Raw genomic sequence first — 19,123 nt, forward strand, 5'->3', positions numbered from 1 at the left:
TACATCAAGACACGCCGCGTCTGCATAACATGCAGTAAGGCAGATGGAAGGGGCGTAGTAAGATGAGGGAATATATCGTTCAAAAAGGAGATACATTGCACCGGGTCGCCTCGGCTTTTAAACTATCGGCGGATACTTTGATCGTAGATAATCCGTGGGCCGCCACGCAACCCTATCTGATTAGTGGTCAAGTGTTATATATTCGTCCGTCTACGGATCGTAAATACGTTATTCAGCCTGGTGAGTCTGCAAGACAGATTGCCAAGCAGTTTGGTGTGGAGCTTGATGAGTTACGGCTAGCCAATCCAGGACTTGCGGAGCATGATTTTACGGAAGGAAAAATAATTGTTATTCCTGAAGACCATGAGGATCAGATTGTACGATTACGTGGAGAGTATGGATATGAAGATTTAAAGGAAGACCTAGCGGCCTTGGCCCGCAGATATCCGTTTATTGAAGTTGGCAGCATTGGCACCAGTGTCATGGGGAAGGATATTCCTTATGTACGTATTGGGCAGGGAACCCGTAAAATTCATGCCAATGCTTCTGTTCATGCTAATGAATGGCTGACGACGCCTTGTTTGCTGCGTTTTATAGAGCAATATGCACAAGGGATCGATGGGAAACATATAGGGACCTCTCAATGGGTGTATGGAGGTTCTCCGCAGGATTTGCTGGAGCATACATCCCTATGGGTGGTTCCGATGGTCAACCCGGATGGGGTAGAGCTGGTGCAACAAGGTGTACTCCCAACTCATCCGTTGTATCATGATCTCAAAAAGTGGAATGAAGGACGTGCTGATTATCGCGGTTGGAAGGCCAATATTCGTGGTGTCGACCTCAACGATCAATTTCCGGCATATTGGGAAGAAGAGGTACGCAGACGCGGTAAAATAGGTCCGTCTCGACGAGACTATGCAGGACCTGCACCTTTGTCTGAACCAGAGTCCAAGGCGCTTGCCGATCTGACGGAGCGCGAACAGTTCGACATGGTGTTATCCATACACAGTCAGGGACAGGAGATCTATTGGAATTATCGGGATCTAGAGCCTAAGGAGAGCCGAGATTGGGCCTTACGGCTAGCTGCCGCAACAGGGTACCGGGCGGTAAAGCTGGGTGGGAGCGATGCAGGGTACAAGGATTGGTTTATACAGCGATTTGGTAAACCAGGGTTTACCGTTGAAGTCGGTCTAGGTGTAAATCCGCTGCCCATGCGTGATTACGATGATATTGCAGCAGAAGTGGGCATGTTAATGGCAACAGTGCTGTCATGGTGAAAAATTCGGCCTACTGAAACGTATCGAATCATTTGCACGTATTAGGAGGAACACGTTTTTTATAAGTGTTCCTCTTTACATGTCCCTTCAATGGGGTATATATACTTAGGAGCATTGGAAATGGAGTGAACAACTATGAAGTGGAAAAGATTACTATCTCTCCGTCAATGGTCACATGTATTTCGTCGTATGCCCCGATTTATTACTTCATCAAGGATTCCGCTGGGAGAAAAGTTACTCTTTGCGGTGCCTGTATTGCTCTATTGGGTATTACCTGATGTCATGCCATTTATGCCCATCGACGATATTGGTGTGACGCTATTGCTTATGAATTGGTTTGTCACCCGTGCCGAACGAAAATATCCAGATGTGCTTGAAAAGCAGCATGTACGTGTTCGGTAGATAAGCTTATGAATTTCGTGATTGCGATTTTTCACGATTTTCTTTACAATAGGAATATTGCCTTTTGCTATGCTGAATATAATTGTGATCTATTGGCTCATGATGATGTTTCAGACGCAGCTATGCTGCCATAGTACCTCTTTCCCTCTGGGATAGAGGCTAATTATTTGAGTTGTTGATTTTACCCGCTAGGTTGTGTGGTGTGGATATGTATCCAATGAACCACATTTCATTTAATGAATATGAAGGAGATGAAGTTTGATGAACTGCAAAATTACTCGTAACGCAGCTAAAGTATTGAAACTTGAACTGGATAAGGAAGAGAATCAAGGGAAGAGCCTGCGCGTTGTTATTACTCATGCTCATGGAGATCATGCTCATTACGGGCTGGATTTGGACACGCCTAAAGAAACAGATACTGTCGTATCTACAGATAAAGGCATTGACGTAATTTTGGAAAACGGCCAGCCGCTGCTGGATGGTGTAAAAATTGATTACTTGTACTTCCCCGAAGAAGGATTTGTCATTACTAACCCTTCCCAAGGTAATCACGGCGACCACTAAGCCGGAGCTCGGAGGGATGACAGATGGCCAATGATATTCGCGTATGTGATGAATGCAATCATATCCGCTTGAAAACGATCTTGCCCAAGTTGCAAAAGATGGCACCAGATGCCGAGATCAAAATCGGCTGCAAATCGTATTGCGGTCCTTGTGGGAAACGAGCGTTTGTATATGTGAACGGACGTTATGTGAGTGCGGCCACAGAGGATGAAGTATTGGAGAAGGCTGCGCGCTTTATCAAATAGTTCCAGTACGCAGCATTCGCAATTTTTGAATAGTTCTCCTTCTTCTGATCCATGCTAATGGATGTAGACCACTGCCCAGAAGGAGGAGTGACTCATGGCCCAATATGATTCTAATCTCGACAATCACAGTGTTGAAGCTCAAACACAAAACTCGGTGGACAGGCTACACAATGCCGTCTCTCAGGCATTGTCACATCCGGCTGAGCAACTGATTGAACAGGCGGAGCAATCTCGCACTCATGCGGAACATGCCATACAGCAGGCAAAGGATAGCCTTGGTGACGACTCAGTAGAAGTTGCAGAGGACATGCTTGGTGAAGAGGTACAACGGCTTGAACAAGCTAAAAAAACGTTGCGTTCCTAGCGCAGTCGAGTGACAATCCATATAAAAAAGCACGATCCACAGCACTTACAAGCTGATGGATCGTGCTTTTTTGTTATATACAGGGTGGGTATGCGATCGGCATCCTTAAAAGAGTTCGGGGAGGATGCTATGTCAGCAACCTCCCACAGAAAGTCTATTAGATACAGAAGGAGTTACTTCTTTGTTTGTGGTTCCCATTCGCGAATAAGATCGTATGTGATAACCTGATCAGATATGTTCAACCGATTGAGAGCTTCGGTATAGCCCGGTCCGCAGGCGTTTACATCTGTAGGCTGGCCTGTATTCAGGTTGTAACAGGTCCCTTTGGAAAATGTACCGTCTTCAGATGGAATGTAGTACACTCGTCCATCGGTGAAAGCACCAGTACGCAGCACAACCATACGAGGCTTCCCGCTAAACAGATCGTTTCCCATAAAATGATATGGTTTTGTAGAAATCCCAAGTAGGTGCATTACGGAAGGCGTCAGATCCAACTGACCTGCCGGTTCCGTATACGTGCCCGCCTGACTTCCGTCGGGAAGATGCACAAGCAATGGCACCTGATTCATGATTTTCTGCATGTCCAGATCCGTAAGTGGCTTGCCTAAAAACTTCTCATACAGTGCTTTGTCTTTAATAGAATTGTCATGATCCCCATAAAACATCAGGATCGTATCATCCCACAGTCCGTCTTTCTTCATCTGATCTACCAATTCGCCCAGTGCTTCATCTACATAATGGACAGATTTCAGATAGTCTCCGAACATGGTACCTTCAAACTCGCCAACGTCTAAATCTACCGCGTCAGGTGACAGGTTGTACGGATGATGGCTGGAGATACCGACCATATAGGCGTAGAACGGCTGCTTAACTTCGGTGGTGAGATCATTGAGCGTTTGACGGAAAAAGGATTTATCTCCCAGTGACCAACCCAGTGGCTCATCTATTTTAAAATCTTTTTTACTGTAGAACTTGTCATAGTTCATTGCCTTATACATGGTGTAACGGTTCCAGAAGCTGCTGTCATACACGTGAAACGCATTGGGACTATACCCAGTATCCTTCAAAATGGAAGGTAACGTATCGAATTTATGGTCCGCATAACGGATAAATACCGAGCCAGTAGGGAGCGGATGCAGCGAAGCATGTGTAGAGAAGTCCGCGTCCGAAGTACGACCCTGCGCAGTCTGGTGAAAATAATTGTTGAAATACATGCTTTCCTTCGTCAGTTTGTCAAAGTTAGGCGTAATCGCTTGACCGTTGATCTGTTTACCGATAAAAAAGTTCATGAACGCTTCAGCTTGTATGACCATCACGTTTTTGCCCTTATACTTGCCAGATAGATCATTTTTAACCTGAAGCAACTTTTGGTGCTGATTAAACCATTCCTTATCCTTATCGGATTCTGCTTGAGCCAATGTAGGCTGGGGACCAAGGTGATCCTGACCATAGCGGTAGATGTCATATCCATGAAATCCGATCAATCCGGTTACGTTGTACAAGGCCATCGACCACCAGTTGCCGACAAATATGCCAGTTGCCCATGTGGAGGTATAATATTTGATCGGCCCAAATGTCAATACATAGCCAATCAGGAAGGCCAATGCCCCTTTGGAGAAGCGAAGCAGGAACCTCCTTGTGAACGAGCTTCGGGATGCTTCTAAATAAGTATCATTCGTTGTAAGTCGACGTCGTAACGAAGCCACAAATATGACATACGGAATGAATAGAATCCAGTCTGCAAAAAAGAAAATGTCCCACCAGTACATAAGGGATGCGATACTTCCGCCCAGAGAGTCAACTTGTCCGGCTTGAAGTAAGACGGGAATCGTAATGAAATCCTGGAAATACCGATAATAAACCATGTCGGAATAAATGAGCGCGGTGAGCAAAACATCGAGCACCACAAGAGCAATCAAACGTCCGCGACGTGGTAGCCATAAGGTCCAGAAGCTCACAAGTAAAAGAGAACCAATAGCGATGACATAATCCAGCGGATTCATGTCAATATTTTGGGCATGCAAGTTATAGTGAATCAGTACGAGCTTGCCGATCATAAGTACAAAAAACAGACCTAATCCAAAATATCGAGACAGCAGCACTCTGCTGAACGTGTTACCAGTGCGACTTGCACTGGACGTGCGAATAACCAACACTTTACCCCCTCCGGCAGAAATGTTCGGCTAGTATAAACTACATATTAACGTAATGTTAAAACCGAAATGCCTTTAATTATTATAGCGCTCATCTCGCGCATTTCAATGATTAAGTAAAGAAAATACAGCACAAATCAGGCCAGAAGAACGAACAGAGGGTTCGTTTCCTGGCCTAAACTTCATCATATTTAAGGCTGCAACGGCGAAGTATCTTTGCGGCGCGGAGGCAGAGGGCCTAGATACTGATAGTATTGGCATTCAATACGGCCGTTAAACAACTTCCGGCGCTTGTCTGCTTTACGGCCCCAATAATGCTCAAATTGCTTGGTGGAGCTGATGGCAAAGAAGGACCAAGTCTTCATTTCGGCTGCCGTGCGTGCGAGTGAACGGATCAGCTTTTCCACCTCGGATTGCTCGCTCAGTCTCTCGCCATAAGGTGGGTTTGTAATCATCACACCATATTGTCCTTCGAGTCTGACTTTAGTTACAGGCATTACCTTAAGAGGGATGTCTTTAGCAAAGCCTGCTGCTTTTACAGCTGCCTCAGCAACTTGTATGGCATTTGGGTCGATATCGCTACCTGCAATCTCAAAAGGAATGTCATCGCGGGTCAAATCCATCGCTTCGTCGCGAGCCTGATCCCATAATTCTCTGCCAATGACAGGCCAGTCTTCCGAGTTAAAGGTACGTCTCAGGCCTGGCGCAATGTTCCAGGCTTGCATGGCAGCTTCGACCAATAAAGTACCGGAACCGCAGCATGGGTCATAGAATGGTCGGTCAGGGCTCCAGCGACTAAGCTGAATAAGAGCAGAAGCCATCGTTTCTTTGAGAGGCGCCTCTGTAACGAGCTTACGATAGCCGCGTTTGTGCAGTCCTGGACCGGTCGTATCAAGTGTCAGCAATGCACGATCATTCAATAGAATGACCTCAATGACGTAACGAGGGCCATCTTCAGCAAACCAATCTGTGTGGTAGGTTTCCTTGAGCTTCTCTACAATCGCCTTCTTGACGATTCCCTGACTGGCTGGTACGCTACTAAGCTGTGATTTGTGCGAACGTCCCTCTACGGGAAATTCACCATCTACAGGAATCCAATCCTGCCAAGGCAATGCTTTGGTACCCTCGAACAGCTCGTCGAAGGTAGTTGCAGCAAATTCACCCATTTTTATAAGCACGCGGTCTGATGTGCGAAGCCACAGGTTACACCGGCATATATCCATATAATCTCCGGTAAAAACGACACGGCCATTTTCAACGGTCAGATCTTCGTACCCGAGTTCTCTGAGTTCCCGGGCCACGACGGCTTCAAGTCCCATTGGCGCAGTTGCAATTAGTTGCAGTTGAGTCATTAAACGTATTCACTCCGTCCCCATAATCATGTAAGCTTGGTTCAATCCCTATAGTATAGGTCATTGTACTCGAAGAGACAAATCATTAAGGTAAAAAATTTACGAAGGACATCACGTCCAACCTGCGCTATGATTAAGCAAGAAGGAGAGATGAACCGTGGAAATTACACCAAATATGACGCCTGAACAATATGTAGACCAGCTGGTACAAGAAGATGAAGCACTGCGCAGTATTAGGGAGGCTATCGTTAAAGAAGGTATGCCGGAAGTATCCGTTGCTCATCCTTACGGAAAACTGTTGACCTTTCTAATTGAAGTATCTGGCGCACAGCATGTACTGGAAATCGGCGCATTAGGCGGCTACAGTGGATTATGTCTGGCTCGTGGGCTGGGAGAAAAGGGCCGCATTGTGTCACTGGAGCTGAAAGAAGCGTACGCAGCGCTGGCACATCGACATATGGAAAACAACGGATACGGTGACCGTGTCGAATATCGTATCGGACCCGCAGCGGACAGCTTGAAGGAACTTCAGGAAGAGGGAAGAACTTTCGATTTTTTCTTCATTGATGCAGATAAGGAAAATTACCCAGTGTATCTGGAATATGCGATTGCTCTGGCGAATCCGGGTGCCATTATTGCGGGAGACAACTGTTTCCTTCGCGGACGGACGCTGAATACGGATAAGAACGGCCCTGCCGTCCAGGCCGTGAGACGTTTTAACGAAACGATAGCAACAGATCCACGGCTGGTCAGCACGCTTTTGCCAGCGTACGATGGATTGGCGCTAGCTCGAGTTAAATAGCGTTCATTCTCCATGTATAGCCACATATAAAGAAAGAACCACCTTGTCCACGGCAGCGTGAACAAGGTGGTTCTTGTCTGTTAAGGCAGGCTTGTCTTACCCGAAGGTTATCTTACCTGAAATCAGGCGTAGCCTTACGATCAAAAAGCTTCATGCGTACCCAGAATATGTTGACGATTAACAGGACACCTGACATGATAAACAGTCCTTCGATGCCAATAAACCCGGATAGCACCCCGCCAATGACAGCACCCAGCATATTTCCGAGCGCTAGCGAACTGGTATTGAAGCCGAAAGAACGGCTTTCCATTCCTTCCGGTGTATACGTGCGAATCAACGCATTTACGCTTGGTAGCAGACCGCCCATAAATACACCCATGAAAAAACGGATAATGACAAGTTGCCATACTTCATTGACAAAAGCCTGCGGAATGAGCATAACCGCCGTTCCGAGCAGTGCAATGGTCAAGATCTTGTGCGCTCCTATCTTGTCACTCAATCTTCCAAGGAGCGGTGCAGCAACCATATTGGATACGCCTGTAGTAGCCGTAACGAACCCGGCAATTAACGCAATTCCTTCTGCCGACCCATACAGCTTTTGCACATATAACGGCAGCAGAGATACCGTACTGATCATGGCAAACTGGAGTAGAAACGTTACGGTGAACAAAGCCGGAAGCTGGGGCGTATGGCTTAGCTCCTTTAATCCGGCAAGAACCGAAATTTGCGGTATACGTGCGGCTTCCGTTTTGCTGAAATTTTCTTTAACCAGAAACATTGCGATGAGCGAGGCTATAAAAATTAGAGCGCCTGTAATATAAAAGATCGGTCTGAATCCGACCCAGTCAGCCAAAAATCCGCCTAGCAGAGGGCCGAGAATCGTGCCAGCCATCTGACCGGATTGCATAATCCCCATAGCGAATCCGGTTCGCTCTTTGGGAGTGGTACCCGACACTAGGGAAATCGATGCCGGATTGAAACCCGAAATCGTACCGTTCAGCAGGCGAAGCGCCAGCAGTTGCCACGGGTGGGTGACCAAACCCATACATCCGATGACCAAAGCCATACCAAAGCCTGAGCGAAGCAGCATGACTTTACGTCCATATCGGTCAGCCAGCTTGCCCCACAAAGGCTGGAACATAAATGAGGTCAAAAAGTTAGCGGCAAAAATAACTCCGGCCCATAGACCAATATCGTGCTCTCCCTTCACATGAAGGTCCTGAGCCAGATACAGGGCGAGGAACGGAGTAATCATCGTGATACCCGCATTGACCAGAAACTGACCGAACCAAAGCACAATGAGATTGATTTTCCACGTCTCCCACGTTTTCAATGTGCTTTCACTTCCTTTCTGCCCATTCTCATCCTGTTGTAAATCCTACTTATCAAAGCATAACTTCTCCGGAGCTTTAAAAAAGCCATTTCTCTAGTATAGCACACTTCATTGAAACTTTATCCAAATGTCATGGGTTTGTCATGGTTTGTTCGAGAGCTGCGGTTGTTACGACTCTTGAAAAAGGGCATAATAAAATATAGTATTTATGATTCGAACTGGAGGCTGAAGTCATGACCTACAATGATACTTTTATCCGCGCTTGCCGCAAGCAAGCTGTGGATCATATTCCCGTATGGTACATGCGGCAGGCCGGAAGGTATGACCCTGAGTATCGCAAAATTAAAGAAAAATATACGTTGCTTGAAATATGCCGCCAGCCCGAGTTGGCCGCAGAAGTGACCTTGATGCCCGTGCGCAAGCTTGGGGTGGACGCTGCAATTTTATATTCTGATATTATGAATCCGGTAGCCTCTCTAGGGGTTGATTTTGATATTGTCAAAAATATTGGCCCGGTTATTGATAATCCGATCCGGTCAGCTGCAGACGTAGATAAGTTGCGTCCAATTGATGTGGAACGCGATTTGGGTCATATTTTGGAAACGATTCGTATTTTGGACCGTGAACTGAACGTGCCATTGATTACGTTCGCTGGAGCGCCTTTTACCATTGCAAGCTATTTAATAGAAGGAAGGCCTTCGAAAGGATATATTCGCACCAAAGCGATGATGTATGGAGAGCCTGAGCTGTGGCATCGCCTGATGGATAAGCTAGGAGACATGGTTATTACATACGTGCGAGCCCATATCGCTAATGGCGGTAAGGCTTTTCAATTGTTTGATAGCTGGGTAGGTGCGCTCTCGCCTTATGATTTTCAAACTTTTGTGCTGCCGACTATCACACGTATTTTCCATGAACTATCTGATCTGGATGTACCTAAAATTTATTTTCCGGGCGTAAGCTCTGGTGAATTGCTCCCACACTTGAATGGGTTAAAAGCCGATGTGATTGGACTGGACTGGCGGGTAAGTATACCTGAAGGACGTCGTCGCTTGGGGAACGGTTTTGGTGTACAGGGAAACCTGGATCCTTATGTGCTTACTGCGCCAATCGATGTTATCAAGCAGTATGCGAAAACCATTGTAGATGAAGGCATTTTGGAGCCGGGTTACATTTTCAATCTCGGTCATGGTTTATTTCCTGAGGCCTCGCTAGATAAGCTAAGAGAGCTTACTAATTATGTACATGAGTATTCCCGCTCGGTTTTGTCAAAAAATGAATACATTAGAAATGTTAAGAGGTGATCTGTTAATGAAAACAAAAGTGGGTGTACTGGTCATGTCCTACGGGACGCCGGAGAGTCTGGATCAGGTGGAAGCCTATTATACACATATTCGTCGCGGCAATGCTCCCTCGCCGGAGCAGTTAAAAGAATTAAAGGATCGTTATGAAGCTATTGTAGGCGGTGTGTTTCCGCTGCGGCAGAACACGGATCGGCAGGTTCAAAACTTGCAGGAAACCTTAAATCGGGAAAACCGCAACCCGGACATTGAATTTGTCTGTTATCAGGGACTCAAACATGCCAAACCGTTTATTGAAGACGGTGTGGAAGCTATGGTGCATGATGGCATTCGTACAGCGGTGGGTGTCGTGCTGGCTCCTCACTATTCCGTTATGAGTGTAGGCACTTATATTAAGCGCGCACAGGCTAAGGCACAGGAACTGGATCTAGCCATATCATTTGTGGAGAGCTATTATCTTCATCCAAAGCTGATTAAGACGCTGACTGAGCGTGTAAACGCCAAACTGGCGCTTTTTGAAGAAGCTGGAGCCAAGCGGGATGAGGTTCGTGTTCTGTTTAGTGCGCACAGCTTGCCTGAACGGATTTTGGCTATGGGTGATCCTTATGTTGAGCAATTAATGGCTACATCGCAGGCTGTTGCGGACAAGGCGGGAATTACCAACTGGCAGTTTACGTGGCAAAGCGCCGGTCGTACAGCAGAGCCATGGCTGGGGCCAGACATTTTGGATACCATGCACAGTCTTAAAGAGGAGCAAGTGGAGTATGTGCTGGCTGCGCCAGTTGGCTTTGTTTCTGATCACTTAGAGGTGTTATACGATCTGGATATTGAAGCACAGGCGTTAGCGAAGGAATTGGATATGCGTTTTCAGCGTATTGATTCACTCAACAGTGATCCACTGTATATGGAGACGCTTAGTGATGTCATCATAGACCAATGGAAAAAGGGATGAGGACATAATGGAGCAAAAGTTACGTAATATTGTGATTGTAGGCGGAGGCTTGACCGGGCTTAGCACTGCTTTTTATACACGAAAAATGTACAAAGAAGCTGGCTATACACCTCGAATTACGTTGGTGGAGAAAGCTTCCGTGCTGGGCGGGAAAATTGAAACGCTGCATAAAGATGGTTTTGTAATTGAAAAGGGGCCAGATTCCTTTCTGGCCCGTAAAACGGCCATGATAGACCTGGCAAAAGAGCTGGAGTTGGATCATGAACTGGTGAGCACAAATCCTGAGGCTAAAAAGACATACATTTTGCATGAAGGACAGCTTCATCCGATGCCTCCTGGGCTGGTGCTGGGGATTCCAACAGAGCTGAAACCTTTTTTGCGCAGCGGCTTGATCTCTCTAGGCGGGAAAATGCGGGCTATGATGGATTTTGTCATTCCGCCTCGCCGTGTACCGGGAGATGAGGCGTTGGGTGATTTTATTGAACGCCGACTGGGCAAAGAAGTGCTGGAAAATGTAACCGAGCCACTGCTGGCGGGGATTTATGCTGCCAACATGAAGACGCTAAGTTTGCAGGCGACCTTCCCACAATTTGCTGAGGTAGAGCAGCAGTACGGAAGCCTCATTCACGGGATGATGACAGGCCGAAAACCAGCTGAAACACATACAGGTACGAAAAAAAGCGCCTTTTTGACCTTCCGTCAAGGCTTGCAAAGTTTGGTGCATGCGTTGCTGAATGATTTGTATGACTGTGATTTACGCACCGGAATGGCTGTTACAGAATTCACAAAGACCACGGAAAGTGGAGACAGCCCATATCGCGTTATGCTGGATAATGGAGAGACGCTGGAGGCGGATGATATTTTTGTAACGACTCCCAACTTTGCTGCTGCGCCGCTATTGCGAGATCATGTCAATGTGGCTGCACTGGAAGCCGTTAATTATGTCTCCGTAGCAAACGTGGTCATGGCCTTCGATAAAAATGATATTGAGAATGTCTTTGACGGTTCTGGTTTTCTGGTCCCTCGCAAAGAAGGACGCAGCGTGACCGCTTGCACATGGACGTCTGCCAAGTGGCTACATACTAGCCCGGATGATAAGGTGCTGTTGCGCTGTTATGTAGGGCGAGCAGGAGCTGAAGACACTGTAGAGTTACCGGATGATGAGCTGATTGCACTGGTACGTAAGGATTTGAAAGAGATGATGGGAGTTACAGCAACTCCGCTGTTCACGGAAATTACACGTCTTCGCAATTCCATGCCGCAATATCCGGTAGGGCATCCGCAGGCTATAGCTGATTTGCGGGAAGAGTTACGCACTGCCATGCCGGGAGTGTATGTGTTGGGTGCTGGCTATGATGCGATTGGTTTACCGGATTGCATCCGTCAGGCTAAGGAATGGGCCTCCCATGCCGTCCAAACGACACAGCAGGAAGCGGTCCAGGTACAGGTGTAAATGTTCAATGATGAACCCTTCGCGATCCAGGCGAGGGGTTCTATTTATATTGAAATTTGATATATAATGGAGAAGGTGTAAAATTCGCCAGCTAATAAAGAAGTTATGCATATGCAATAGCATAGAAGGAGTGAAGAATGTACCCTCCCAGATCACAGAGAAATGAAGGTCGCAAGAAAGCAAGAAAACCAAAAATAGGCAAGGCTTGGATTATTACGAATCTGGTCCTGCTGCTTATGATCGTAGGTCTTTTCGGTTATTATTACATATTTGAACACGACAACAGTGCCTCTCTTGCGGAAAATGCCGGGTATTCGCAAACGGAGAAGAAAATCCAAACGGAATCTGCTAGTGAAGAGCGGTCTACTCCCTCGGTCAGTGAAAATGTTACAGACTTGTCAAATAAACAGCTGGACGAAGGCTCCCATGCAGATAAGCAATTTGCTGACGATGAAACGAAGCAATCTGCTGCTTCAGACACAAGCCATCGTCCCGCGACAACGTCTGACACAAATGCTCCCGAAGGCAGCTCTTCAGGAGCAAAATTATCCTCGGGGAAAGACGGGCAAGCAGGGAACGATACGTCCAATAAGGAATACGACGGTAATCCATCCGCGGATAAGGGAGGAACGGAGGATGTAAAAAGATCCAAAACAGACGGTGCAGATTCTCCGACAGTCACGCTTCACTTTGTAGGGGATGTGCAATTTTCCGGTAAAGTTGAGCAGCGATTGGAACAGAATGGGTTTGAGTTTCCGTATCAATATCTCGGAAACTTGTTTCATAAAGACGATCTGACGATTGCCAATCTGGAAACGCCCGTGACAACGAATGGTGTGGGTGCGTTAAATAAAACGTATGTGTATAAATCTTCGCCCAAGGCGTTAACTGCGTTGGCTGCGGCAGGGATAGATGCTGTCAATTTGGCCAACAATCACATTTTGGATCAGGGCACAGGCGGATTACTGGATACACTGAAGTATCTGGATGAAAAAGGTATAGCCCATGCTGGAGCCGGACGTAATGCAAAAGAAGCGTATGCGCCGCATTATTTTGAACGTAAAGGGATCAAAATTGCGTTGTTGGGGACTACACGTGTCATGCCTGAAGCCAACTGGAATGCGGGCGCCAAACTGCCCGGTGTAGCAGGAGCCTATGATTCGTCCGCTATCGTAAAGTCCATCCGTGAGGCACGAATGCAGGCCGATCTGGTGATTGTCATTGCCCATTGGGGGAAGGAGCGCGCTACTGCACTTGAGCCCCATCAGACCGAGTTATCGCATGCTTTTATTGATGCTGGAGCTGATCTTGTCATTGGTGGTCATCCACATGTGCTTCAAGGGATGGAGCAATATAAAGGTAAATGGATCGCATACAGCACAGGCAATTTTATTTTTTCTAAATCAACGGTGCCAGCCACTTGGGATACAGCCATATTTCAGGCAACCTGCACCCGAAAAGGGGCTTGCGAAATGAAGCTGACCCCTTACCGGGCGGAGCTAGGTCAACCGATTCCATTGAAGGATACGGAGGCCAGTAAAATTTTGCAGAGAGTGGCGGCACTGTCACCAGGAAATGTTTCGATAGGGACGGATGGTAAAGTAAGCGCTCAATAGAAGTTCGAAAAGAAATTTTTTATATGGGAATTGACGGAACGATCCTATGAGGGACTCCTTTATGGATGGAGGTCATAATAAGATGAATCATTTGTGCGTGGCTCACCGCGGTTTTTCGGGTATTGCTCCCGAGAACACGATGGCAGCCTTTAAGCTTGCATTGGAGCAGCCGTTTGTACACTGGGTTGAGCTGGATGTACAGCTGTCAAAGGACGGTGTTCCGGTGGTAATTCATGATTTTACGCTGGAGCGCACGACGAATGGTATAGGGAAAGTAAAGGATTCAGACTGGAAAGCATTGCAACAACTTGATGCTGGTAGCTGGAAAAGTGCAGAATACCGTGGAGAAATAATCCCTTCCCTCGCACAGGTACTGGATTTATGTCGTGGCCGCGTATCACTCAATATTGAGCTTAAAACAGCGGGAGATATGTATCCGGGACTGGAGAAAGCCGTACTCCGGGAAATTGTGATGAGAGGGATGGAGGGAGAGGTGGTATTAACCTCTTTTGAGCGTGCCGCATTACGCCGGGCTAAGGAGCTGTCTCCTGAGATCCGTACCGGATTGATTATCGATGCGCGCCCAGATGATTTGGCAACGCAACTGGAGCAGCTACATTGCACTTTTTTATCCATAGGCTATCCGCGTTTGGATCGAAACCTGATGAAAGATCTCACCGGACGCGGTATTGCTGTCATGGCGTGGACGGTGGATGACCGCCGTATAATGCGGAGATTGTCCTCAATGCATCCTGAATTGATGATTTGCACCAATTGGCCGGATCGCTGGGAGCAGGTTTTTTTGCTTTCCAAGCACCGGATGTGGCACTATATACGTAAACTTATTCGTTAATCAATTGAACTACATACGCGGGAAGGGTGACGGATCGTGATGAACGTGGAAATTCGTAATGTTTATTGTGTCGGACGCAATTATAAGCTGCATGCGGAGGAGCTGGGTAATGAGGTTCCCGCAGAACCGATGATTTTTTTGAAGCCGTCTCATGCAGTCGTGCCGCTGGATGGCGCCACGCTGGAGCTTCCCCAGGGGCAGGGAGATATTCATTTTGAGACTGAGCTGGTCGTGGCTGTAGGACGTAAATACGAACCAGGCATGTCTGCAGATACGTGTCTGAACGCATTTGCATTCGGCATTGATTTTACCCTGCGTGATGTACAAAGTATCCTCAAGAAAAAAGGCCATCCATGGACCGCCGCCAAAGGCTTCAAATCGTCTGCTCCTGTGACACGATTCCTGCCTTTAGAAAAATTGGACATGCTGGAGCAGCAGGATTTTTCCTTGCTCAAAAATGGACAGGAAGTCCAGCGTGGACATGTTAAAGATATGATTTTTTCTATCCAGCATATCGTTGAATACATAGCTACTCATTATGGGCTGGGTGAAGGAGATATTATTTTTACAGGTACCCCAGCAGGAGTAGGGCCTACAGCAAGCGGGGATCGCTTTGAGCTTTTGTGGGGGAGTGATCGTCAGGGAAGCTTCACCATTGCATAAATTTGTGAACGGCATTCATGGATGAGGATTAAAAAAGGGAATGTTCTTGGTAGTTGGGAAGTAAAGAGCGATTCCCGTAGATAAGCATTGTGAAGGCCGTGTCCTGTGCCAAAGCATGGGACACGGCTTTTATATAAGTGTAGAGCATTGTACAATAATATACAGAACGAAAAAAGAAAAACGGAGATTCATTTCAAAAGCGGGGGTATATCATGGACTGGATCATCGGATTGCTTTGTGCTGCTGTGGTGGCGGGAGCTGCATTTTATAAAAAATCCTTAACCTTATCAGGCTTTGCCGCGGCTGTACTGATGGGAACCGTATATTATGGGGCGGGTAACCTGTTCTGGTTCGGCACATTGCTCTTGTTCTTTATCACGTCGACCCTCCTGTCGAGGTTCAAAAAGGAGCGCAAGGCTGAGCTGGAAAAATCGTATGCCAAAACTGGAAACCGGGATGCAGGCCAAGTATGGGCCAATGGGGGATTAGGTATGCTGTTATGCCTGGGCTATGCGATATGGCCCCATGTTACGTGGCAGCTGGCTTTTGTCGGTGTCATGGCTACGGTCACATCCGATACGTGGGCAACGGAATTTGGCAGCCTGAGTCGTAGGCCACCCCGTTCGGTGCTTAACGGGAAGGTGCTGGCACCCGGAACCTCAGGTGGAGTATCTGTATTGGGAACGGCTGCGGCCTTGGCTGGGGGTGTACTGATCGGCATAGGTGCATGGGGCTTTGGACACGCCATAGGAACGCCGAGCTTGCCGTTATGGCTGTGGGCACTGGTTGGAGGTATATCCGGTAGCGCGGGAGCCTTTGCTGATTCCTATCTAGGTGCTACAGTGCAAATGATGCGTTCCTGCACGGTTTGCGGACGAGAAGTAGAAGTAGACTCACATTGTGGACAAACGACGGTCTATGTACGAGGCTGGCGTTGGATGAGCAATGATCGGGTGAATAGCATTAGTTCTATTTTCGGAGGATTGGTCGCTCTTGCAGGTATTTTTTTTATACTCTGAACACAGGGCTGGAGATCGTTACAAGGAATTAACTGTTATAAGAATTAACCGTGTTCAATCCTTGTATAAGGAGGTGCTAAGATGGGCGATATCCACGGAGATAAATATGAAGCTATTTTGGACGCAGCTTACGCCGTCTTTGGCACCAAAGGCTTCTATGAAAGCAAAATTTCCGAGATTGCAGAACAAGCGGGAGTTGCCAAAGGCACAGTATACTTGTACTTTAAAAGCAAAGAGCAGCTATTTACAGCAGTCACACGTAGAGATTGCGAGCAATACCTAGCCGAAATGCAAGGCGCATTAATCAATCGTACTTTGGGAGAAGGACTGCTGCGGATGGCAAATTTGCATCTGCACTACTATTTCAAGCGCAAGCAGCATACTAAATTATTTTTTATGACCCCCAACAGTGACCCCGACCTAATGGAGTTTATGTGGGGATTTATCCAGGACTATACTGATTTGGTCAAAAATAAACTGGCGTCAGAGGGTGTACAGCAGTCTGAGTTTCATGCGAAGGCATTCATTGGTATGTTGGAACGCCTAAAAATGGATATTTTATTGAATAAAGATTTCCGCGAATGTGACGTAGATCAGACGGCTGAATTAGCGGCGAACTTATTTATGCATGGCTGTAAAGCCGGGGTACAAAAATCCTGACATCTTGTTGCTAAAAAACCGTACTGACTTCGTTCAGGTAACGGTTTTTTTAATCATTGGCTGTGTCTGTGTTAAAATAAACAGGATGCATCACAAAATAGGGGAAGAGTAGGGAATCCGTATGAATATTATGACCGTTGAACATATAACGAAAAGCTATGGCGAGAAAATGTTGTTTGAGGATGCTTCCTTTGGTATGGATGAACGTGACAAAATAGGGGTCGTCGGTGTAAATGGTACCGGCAAATCAACGTTTTTACGTGTAATTTCCGGCTTAGAGCCGCCAGATGATGGCAATATTGCAGTGAACAACGATGTGCGAATTCAGTATCTAGCACAAAATCCGGAGTTTGATCCCGAAATGAAGGTGCTCCAGCATATTTTTCATGGCAACCAGCCTGAGATGAAGGCGGTCCGTGAATATACGGAAATCATGGAGTTGTTGGAATTAAATCCGGGTAGCGAGGAGCTTCAAAATCGTCTATTGCGAGCAAGTCAGCAAATGGATACGTTCCAGGCATGGCAGCTGGAGAGTGAGGCCAAAAATATACTTACCCGACTGGGGATCACCCAGTTTGAGTCTCGTATGGGTGTTCTATCCGGCGGGCAGCGTAAGCGGGTGGCTTTGGCGGCGGCTTTGATCCAACCCTGCGAGTTGCTCATTCTGGACGAGCCTACAAACCATATTGATAATGAGTCTGTTGAATGGTTGGAGCAGTATTTGCAAAAAAGACGTGGTGCGTTGTTAATGATCACGCATGATCGCTATTTTCTGGATAGAGTTGCAAATGTCATGTTGGAGCTGGATCATGGCCGCCTTTTCCGTTATGAGGCTAACTATACCCGTTTTCTGGAGCTGAAGGCAGAACGTGAGGAGCGGGAAGCGTCTACGGAACAAAAAAGGAAGAACTTGCTGCGTAATGAGCTGGCCTGGATTCGTCGTGGAGCAAAGGCTCGTTCCACCAAGCAGAAAGCGCGTATTGATCGATATGAGCAGCTTAGGGATCAGCAACCGGAAGCTCGTTCTGGATCTGTAGATATGTCTGTCGCCTCCACACGTCTGGGTAAAAAAATATTGGAGATCGAGCATCTGTCCAAATCGGTAGATTCCCGTAAGCTGATACAGGATTTGAGCTACATTGCGGTTCCTGGTGATCGTGTTGGTATCCTAGGTCCTAACGGTAGTGGGAAATCCACCCTGCTCCAAATGATTGCACAGCGTGTAGAACCCGATTCCGGCAGCGTTGTGCTGGGACCGACGGTGAAGATAGGCTATTTTACTCAGGAACATCAGGAAATGAACGAATCATTACGTGTTATTGAATATATTAAGGAAGAAGCCGAAGTGATTCGTACAGCAGACGGTTCGACGATTACAGCAGCACAAATGCTGGAGCGTTTCCTGTTTGCACCAAGCGCGCAATGGACGGTTATTTCCAGGCTGTCCGGGGGCGAAAAACGGCGCTTGTATCTGCTTCGTGTTCTGATGTCGGCACCGAATGTGCTATTGCTGGATGAACCAACAAATGATCTGGATATCCAAACCCTTTCCGTTTTGGAAGACTATCTGGATGAATTCCCGGGCGTGGTGTTTATTGTTTCTCATGATCGCTATTTCCTGGATCGGACAGTGGACAAAATACTGGCGTTTGAAGGGGACGGACAGGTACGTGTACATGTAGGCGACTATAGCGAGTATGCAGAATGGATCAGTAAAAATGCTCAATCTTCTGTGAATACGTCTGTCTCGACGAGTACGGTTTCCTCGAATCGCTCTTCCGCGCCTAAGTCTGCGGGTCCTTCCGATTCAGTCAAGGAGACAAGTAAAACCAAGCTTAAATTCACCTTCAAGGAACAGCGGGAATATGAGCAAATTGATGAGCTGATTGAACAAGCCGAACAGAAGTTGGCCGACATTCAGCGGCAGATGGAAGAGTCTTTCAGTGATTCAGCACGACTACAGGAGCTCATGGCTGAGCAAGCAAAGGCCGAACAGCATCTGGAGCACCAAATGGAACGCTGGACCTACCTGAATGAGCTAGCCGAGCAGATTGAACAAAGTAAATCTTAAAAATACAGAAGCAAGTCACCATTCAGAGTGGGGGCTTGCTTTT

At 47.0% G+C, this 19,123-nt stretch carries 18 protein-coding genes; 15 read left to right on the forward strand and 3 right to left on the reverse strand.

What is annotated here, in order from left to right; all coding sequences use genetic code 11:
• Positions 1-62 precede the first annotated feature (62 nt).
• From ACM1ND_RS09070 to ACM1ND_RS09090, 5 genes are all read left to right on the forward strand, one after another.
• The gene (locus ACM1ND_RS09070) at positions 63-1,277 is read left to right on the forward strand and encodes a M14 family zinc carboxypeptidase (RefSeq protein ID WP_418027609.1); all 1,215 of its coding nucleotides are present in this window, start codon (positions 63-65) and stop codon (positions 1,275-1,277) included.
• Between the two features lie 135 nt (positions 1,278-1,412).
• Positions 1,413-1,679: a hypothetical protein gene (locus ACM1ND_RS09075; protein ID WP_023987991.1), complete on the forward strand. Its 267-nt coding sequence runs from the start codon at positions 1,413-1,415 to the stop codon at positions 1,677-1,679.
• A gap of 261 nt (positions 1,680-1,940) precedes the next feature.
• Positions 1,941-2,243 carry a heme biosynthesis protein HemY gene (locus tag ACM1ND_RS09080; RefSeq protein ID WP_013309686.1) on the forward strand — a complete coding sequence of 101 codons (303 nt, stop codon included), beginning with the start codon at positions 1,941-1,943 and terminating at the stop codon, positions 2,241-2,243.
• 23 nt (positions 2,244-2,266) lie between these two features.
• Positions 2,267-2,488: a DUF1450 domain-containing protein gene (locus tag ACM1ND_RS09085; protein WP_007429791.1), complete on the forward strand. Its 222-nt coding sequence runs from the start codon at positions 2,267-2,269 to the stop codon at positions 2,486-2,488.
• 94 nt (positions 2,489-2,582) lie between these two features.
• On the forward strand, positions 2,583-2,852 hold the full coding sequence (locus ACM1ND_RS09090; protein WP_023987992.1) for a hypothetical protein: 270 nt from the start codon (positions 2,583-2,585) through the stop codon (positions 2,850-2,852).
• Between the two features lie 173 nt (positions 2,853-3,025).
• Here the strand turns inward: ACM1ND_RS09090 and ACM1ND_RS09095 are convergent, their stop codons facing one another.
• Together ACM1ND_RS09095 and ACM1ND_RS09100 are read right to left on the reverse strand one after the other, a co-directional pair.
• Positions 3,026-5,008 carry an LTA synthase family protein gene (locus ACM1ND_RS09095; RefSeq protein WP_023987993.1) on the reverse strand — a complete coding sequence of 661 codons (1,983 nt, stop codon included), beginning with the start codon at positions 5,006-5,008 and terminating at the stop codon, positions 3,026-3,028.
• A gap of 188 nt (positions 5,009-5,196) precedes the next feature.
• Positions 5,197-6,357 carry a THUMP domain-containing class I SAM-dependent RNA methyltransferase gene (locus tag ACM1ND_RS09100; protein WP_023987994.1) on the reverse strand — a complete coding sequence of 387 codons (1,161 nt, stop codon included), beginning with the start codon at positions 6,355-6,357 and terminating at the stop codon, positions 5,197-5,199.
• Between the two features lie 157 nt (positions 6,358-6,514).
• Here ACM1ND_RS09100 and ACM1ND_RS09105 point away from each other — a divergent pair, with 157 nt between their 5' ends.
• The gene (locus ACM1ND_RS09105) at positions 6,515-7,159 is read left to right on the forward strand and encodes an O-methyltransferase (protein WP_023987995.1); all 645 of its coding nucleotides are present in this window, start codon (positions 6,515-6,517) and stop codon (positions 7,157-7,159) included.
• A 112-nt stretch (positions 7,160-7,271) separates the two neighbouring features.
• Here ACM1ND_RS09105 and ACM1ND_RS09110 read toward each other — a convergent pair whose 3' ends face one another.
• Positions 7,272-8,492, reverse strand: a complete 1,221-nt coding sequence (locus ACM1ND_RS09110; protein WP_279831210.1) for an MFS transporter — start codon at positions 8,490-8,492, stop codon at positions 7,272-7,274.
• Between the two features lie 233 nt (positions 8,493-8,725).
• On the opposite strand from ACM1ND_RS09110, the gene hemE reads away from it, so the two are divergent.
• From hemE to ACM1ND_RS09155, 9 genes are all read left to right on the forward strand, one after another.
• The gene (gene hemE / locus ACM1ND_RS09115; RefSeq protein ID WP_023987997.1) at positions 8,726-9,796 is read left to right on the forward strand and encodes a uroporphyrinogen decarboxylase; all 1,071 of its coding nucleotides are present in this window, start codon (positions 8,726-8,728) and stop codon (positions 9,794-9,796) included.
• A gap of 7 nt (positions 9,797-9,803) precedes the next feature.
• The gene (gene hemH / locus ACM1ND_RS09120; RefSeq protein ID WP_028542839.1) at positions 9,804-10,745 is read left to right on the forward strand and encodes a ferrochelatase; all 942 of its coding nucleotides are present in this window, start codon (positions 9,804-9,806) and stop codon (positions 10,743-10,745) included.
• 7 nt (positions 10,746-10,752) lie between these two features.
• A complete protein-coding gene (gene hemY / locus ACM1ND_RS09125) occupies positions 10,753-12,198 on the forward strand; it encodes a protoporphyrinogen oxidase (RefSeq protein ID WP_028542838.1) in 1,446 nt (481 codons plus the stop codon).
• Positions 12,199-12,335: 137 nt separating this feature from the next.
• On the forward strand, positions 12,336-13,814 hold the full coding sequence (locus ACM1ND_RS09130) for a CapA family protein (protein ID WP_418027610.1): 1,479 nt from the start codon (positions 12,336-12,338) through the stop codon (positions 13,812-13,814).
• Positions 13,815-13,896: 82 nt separating this feature from the next.
• Positions 13,897-14,667 carry a glycerophosphodiester phosphodiesterase gene (locus ACM1ND_RS09135; protein ID WP_023988001.1) on the forward strand — a complete coding sequence of 257 codons (771 nt, stop codon included), beginning with the start codon at positions 13,897-13,899 and terminating at the stop codon, positions 14,665-14,667.
• A 39-nt stretch (positions 14,668-14,706) separates the two neighbouring features.
• Positions 14,707-15,330 carry a fumarylacetoacetate hydrolase family protein gene (locus tag ACM1ND_RS09140; RefSeq protein WP_023988002.1) on the forward strand — a complete coding sequence of 208 codons (624 nt, stop codon included), beginning with the start codon at positions 14,707-14,709 and terminating at the stop codon, positions 15,328-15,330.
• A gap of 212 nt (positions 15,331-15,542) precedes the next feature.
• Positions 15,543-16,349 carry a DUF92 domain-containing protein gene (locus tag ACM1ND_RS09145; RefSeq protein WP_023988003.1) on the forward strand — a complete coding sequence of 269 codons (807 nt, stop codon included), beginning with the start codon at positions 15,543-15,545 and terminating at the stop codon, positions 16,347-16,349.
• An 81-nt stretch (positions 16,350-16,430) separates the two neighbouring features.
• The gene (locus ACM1ND_RS09150) at positions 16,431-17,009 is read left to right on the forward strand and encodes a TetR/AcrR family transcriptional regulator (protein ID WP_023988004.1); all 579 of its coding nucleotides are present in this window, start codon (positions 16,431-16,433) and stop codon (positions 17,007-17,009) included.
• Positions 17,010-17,130: 121 nt separating this feature from the next.
• Positions 17,131-19,080: an ABC-F family ATP-binding cassette domain-containing protein gene (locus ACM1ND_RS09155; protein ID WP_076264300.1), complete on the forward strand. Its 1,950-nt coding sequence runs from the start codon at positions 17,131-17,133 to the stop codon at positions 19,078-19,080.
• Positions 19,081-19,123 lie beyond the last annotated feature (43 nt).

This window comes from Paenibacillus sp. JJ1722 (genome assembly GCF_048282685.1).
Classification (GTDB): domain Bacteria; phylum Bacillota; class Bacilli; order Paenibacillales; family Paenibacillaceae; genus Paenibacillus; species Paenibacillus polymyxa_B.

Coding starts and splice junctions, on each gene's coding strand:
- ACM1ND_RS09070 (WP_418027609.1), top strand. CDS start 63: ATGAGGGAATATATCGTTCAAAAAGGAGATACATTGCACCGGGTCGCC.
- ACM1ND_RS09075 (WP_023987991.1), top strand. CDS start 1,413: ATGAAGTGGAAAAGATTACTATCTCTCCGTCAATGGTCACATGTATTT.
- ACM1ND_RS09080 (WP_013309686.1), top strand. CDS start 1,941: ATGAACTGCAAAATTACTCGTAACGCAGCTAAAGTATTGAAACTTGAA.
- ACM1ND_RS09085 (WP_007429791.1), top strand. CDS start 2,267: ATGGCCAATGATATTCGCGTATGTGATGAATGCAATCATATCCGCTTG.
- ACM1ND_RS09090 (WP_023987992.1), top strand. CDS start 2,583: ATGGCCCAATATGATTCTAATCTCGACAATCACAGTGTTGAAGCTCAA.
- ACM1ND_RS09100 (WP_023987994.1), bottom strand. CDS start 6,357: ATGACTCAACTGCAACTAATTGCAACTGCGCCAATGGGACTTGAAGCC.
- hemE (WP_023987997.1), top strand. CDS start 8,726: ATGACCTACAATGATACTTTTATCCGCGCTTGCCGCAAGCAAGCTGTG.
- hemH (WP_028542839.1), top strand. CDS start 9,804: ATGAAAACAAAAGTGGGTGTACTGGTCATGTCCTACGGGACGCCGGAG.
- hemY (WP_028542838.1), top strand. CDS start 10,753: ATGGAGCAAAAGTTACGTAATATTGTGATTGTAGGCGGAGGCTTGACC.
- ACM1ND_RS09130 (WP_418027610.1), top strand. CDS start 12,336: ATGTACCCTCCCAGATCACAGAGAAATGAAGGTCGCAAGAAAGCAAGA.
- ACM1ND_RS09135 (WP_023988001.1), top strand. CDS start 13,897: ATGAATCATTTGTGCGTGGCTCACCGCGGTTTTTCGGGTATTGCTCCC.
- ACM1ND_RS09140 (WP_023988002.1), top strand. CDS start 14,707: ATGAACGTGGAAATTCGTAATGTTTATTGTGTCGGACGCAATTATAAG.
- ACM1ND_RS09145 (WP_023988003.1), top strand. CDS start 15,543: ATGGACTGGATCATCGGATTGCTTTGTGCTGCTGTGGTGGCGGGAGCT.
- ACM1ND_RS09150 (WP_023988004.1), top strand. CDS start 16,431: ATGGGCGATATCCACGGAGATAAATATGAAGCTATTTTGGACGCAGCT.
- ACM1ND_RS09155 (WP_076264300.1), top strand. CDS start 17,131: ATGAATATTATGACCGTTGAACATATAACGAAAAGCTATGGCGAGAAA.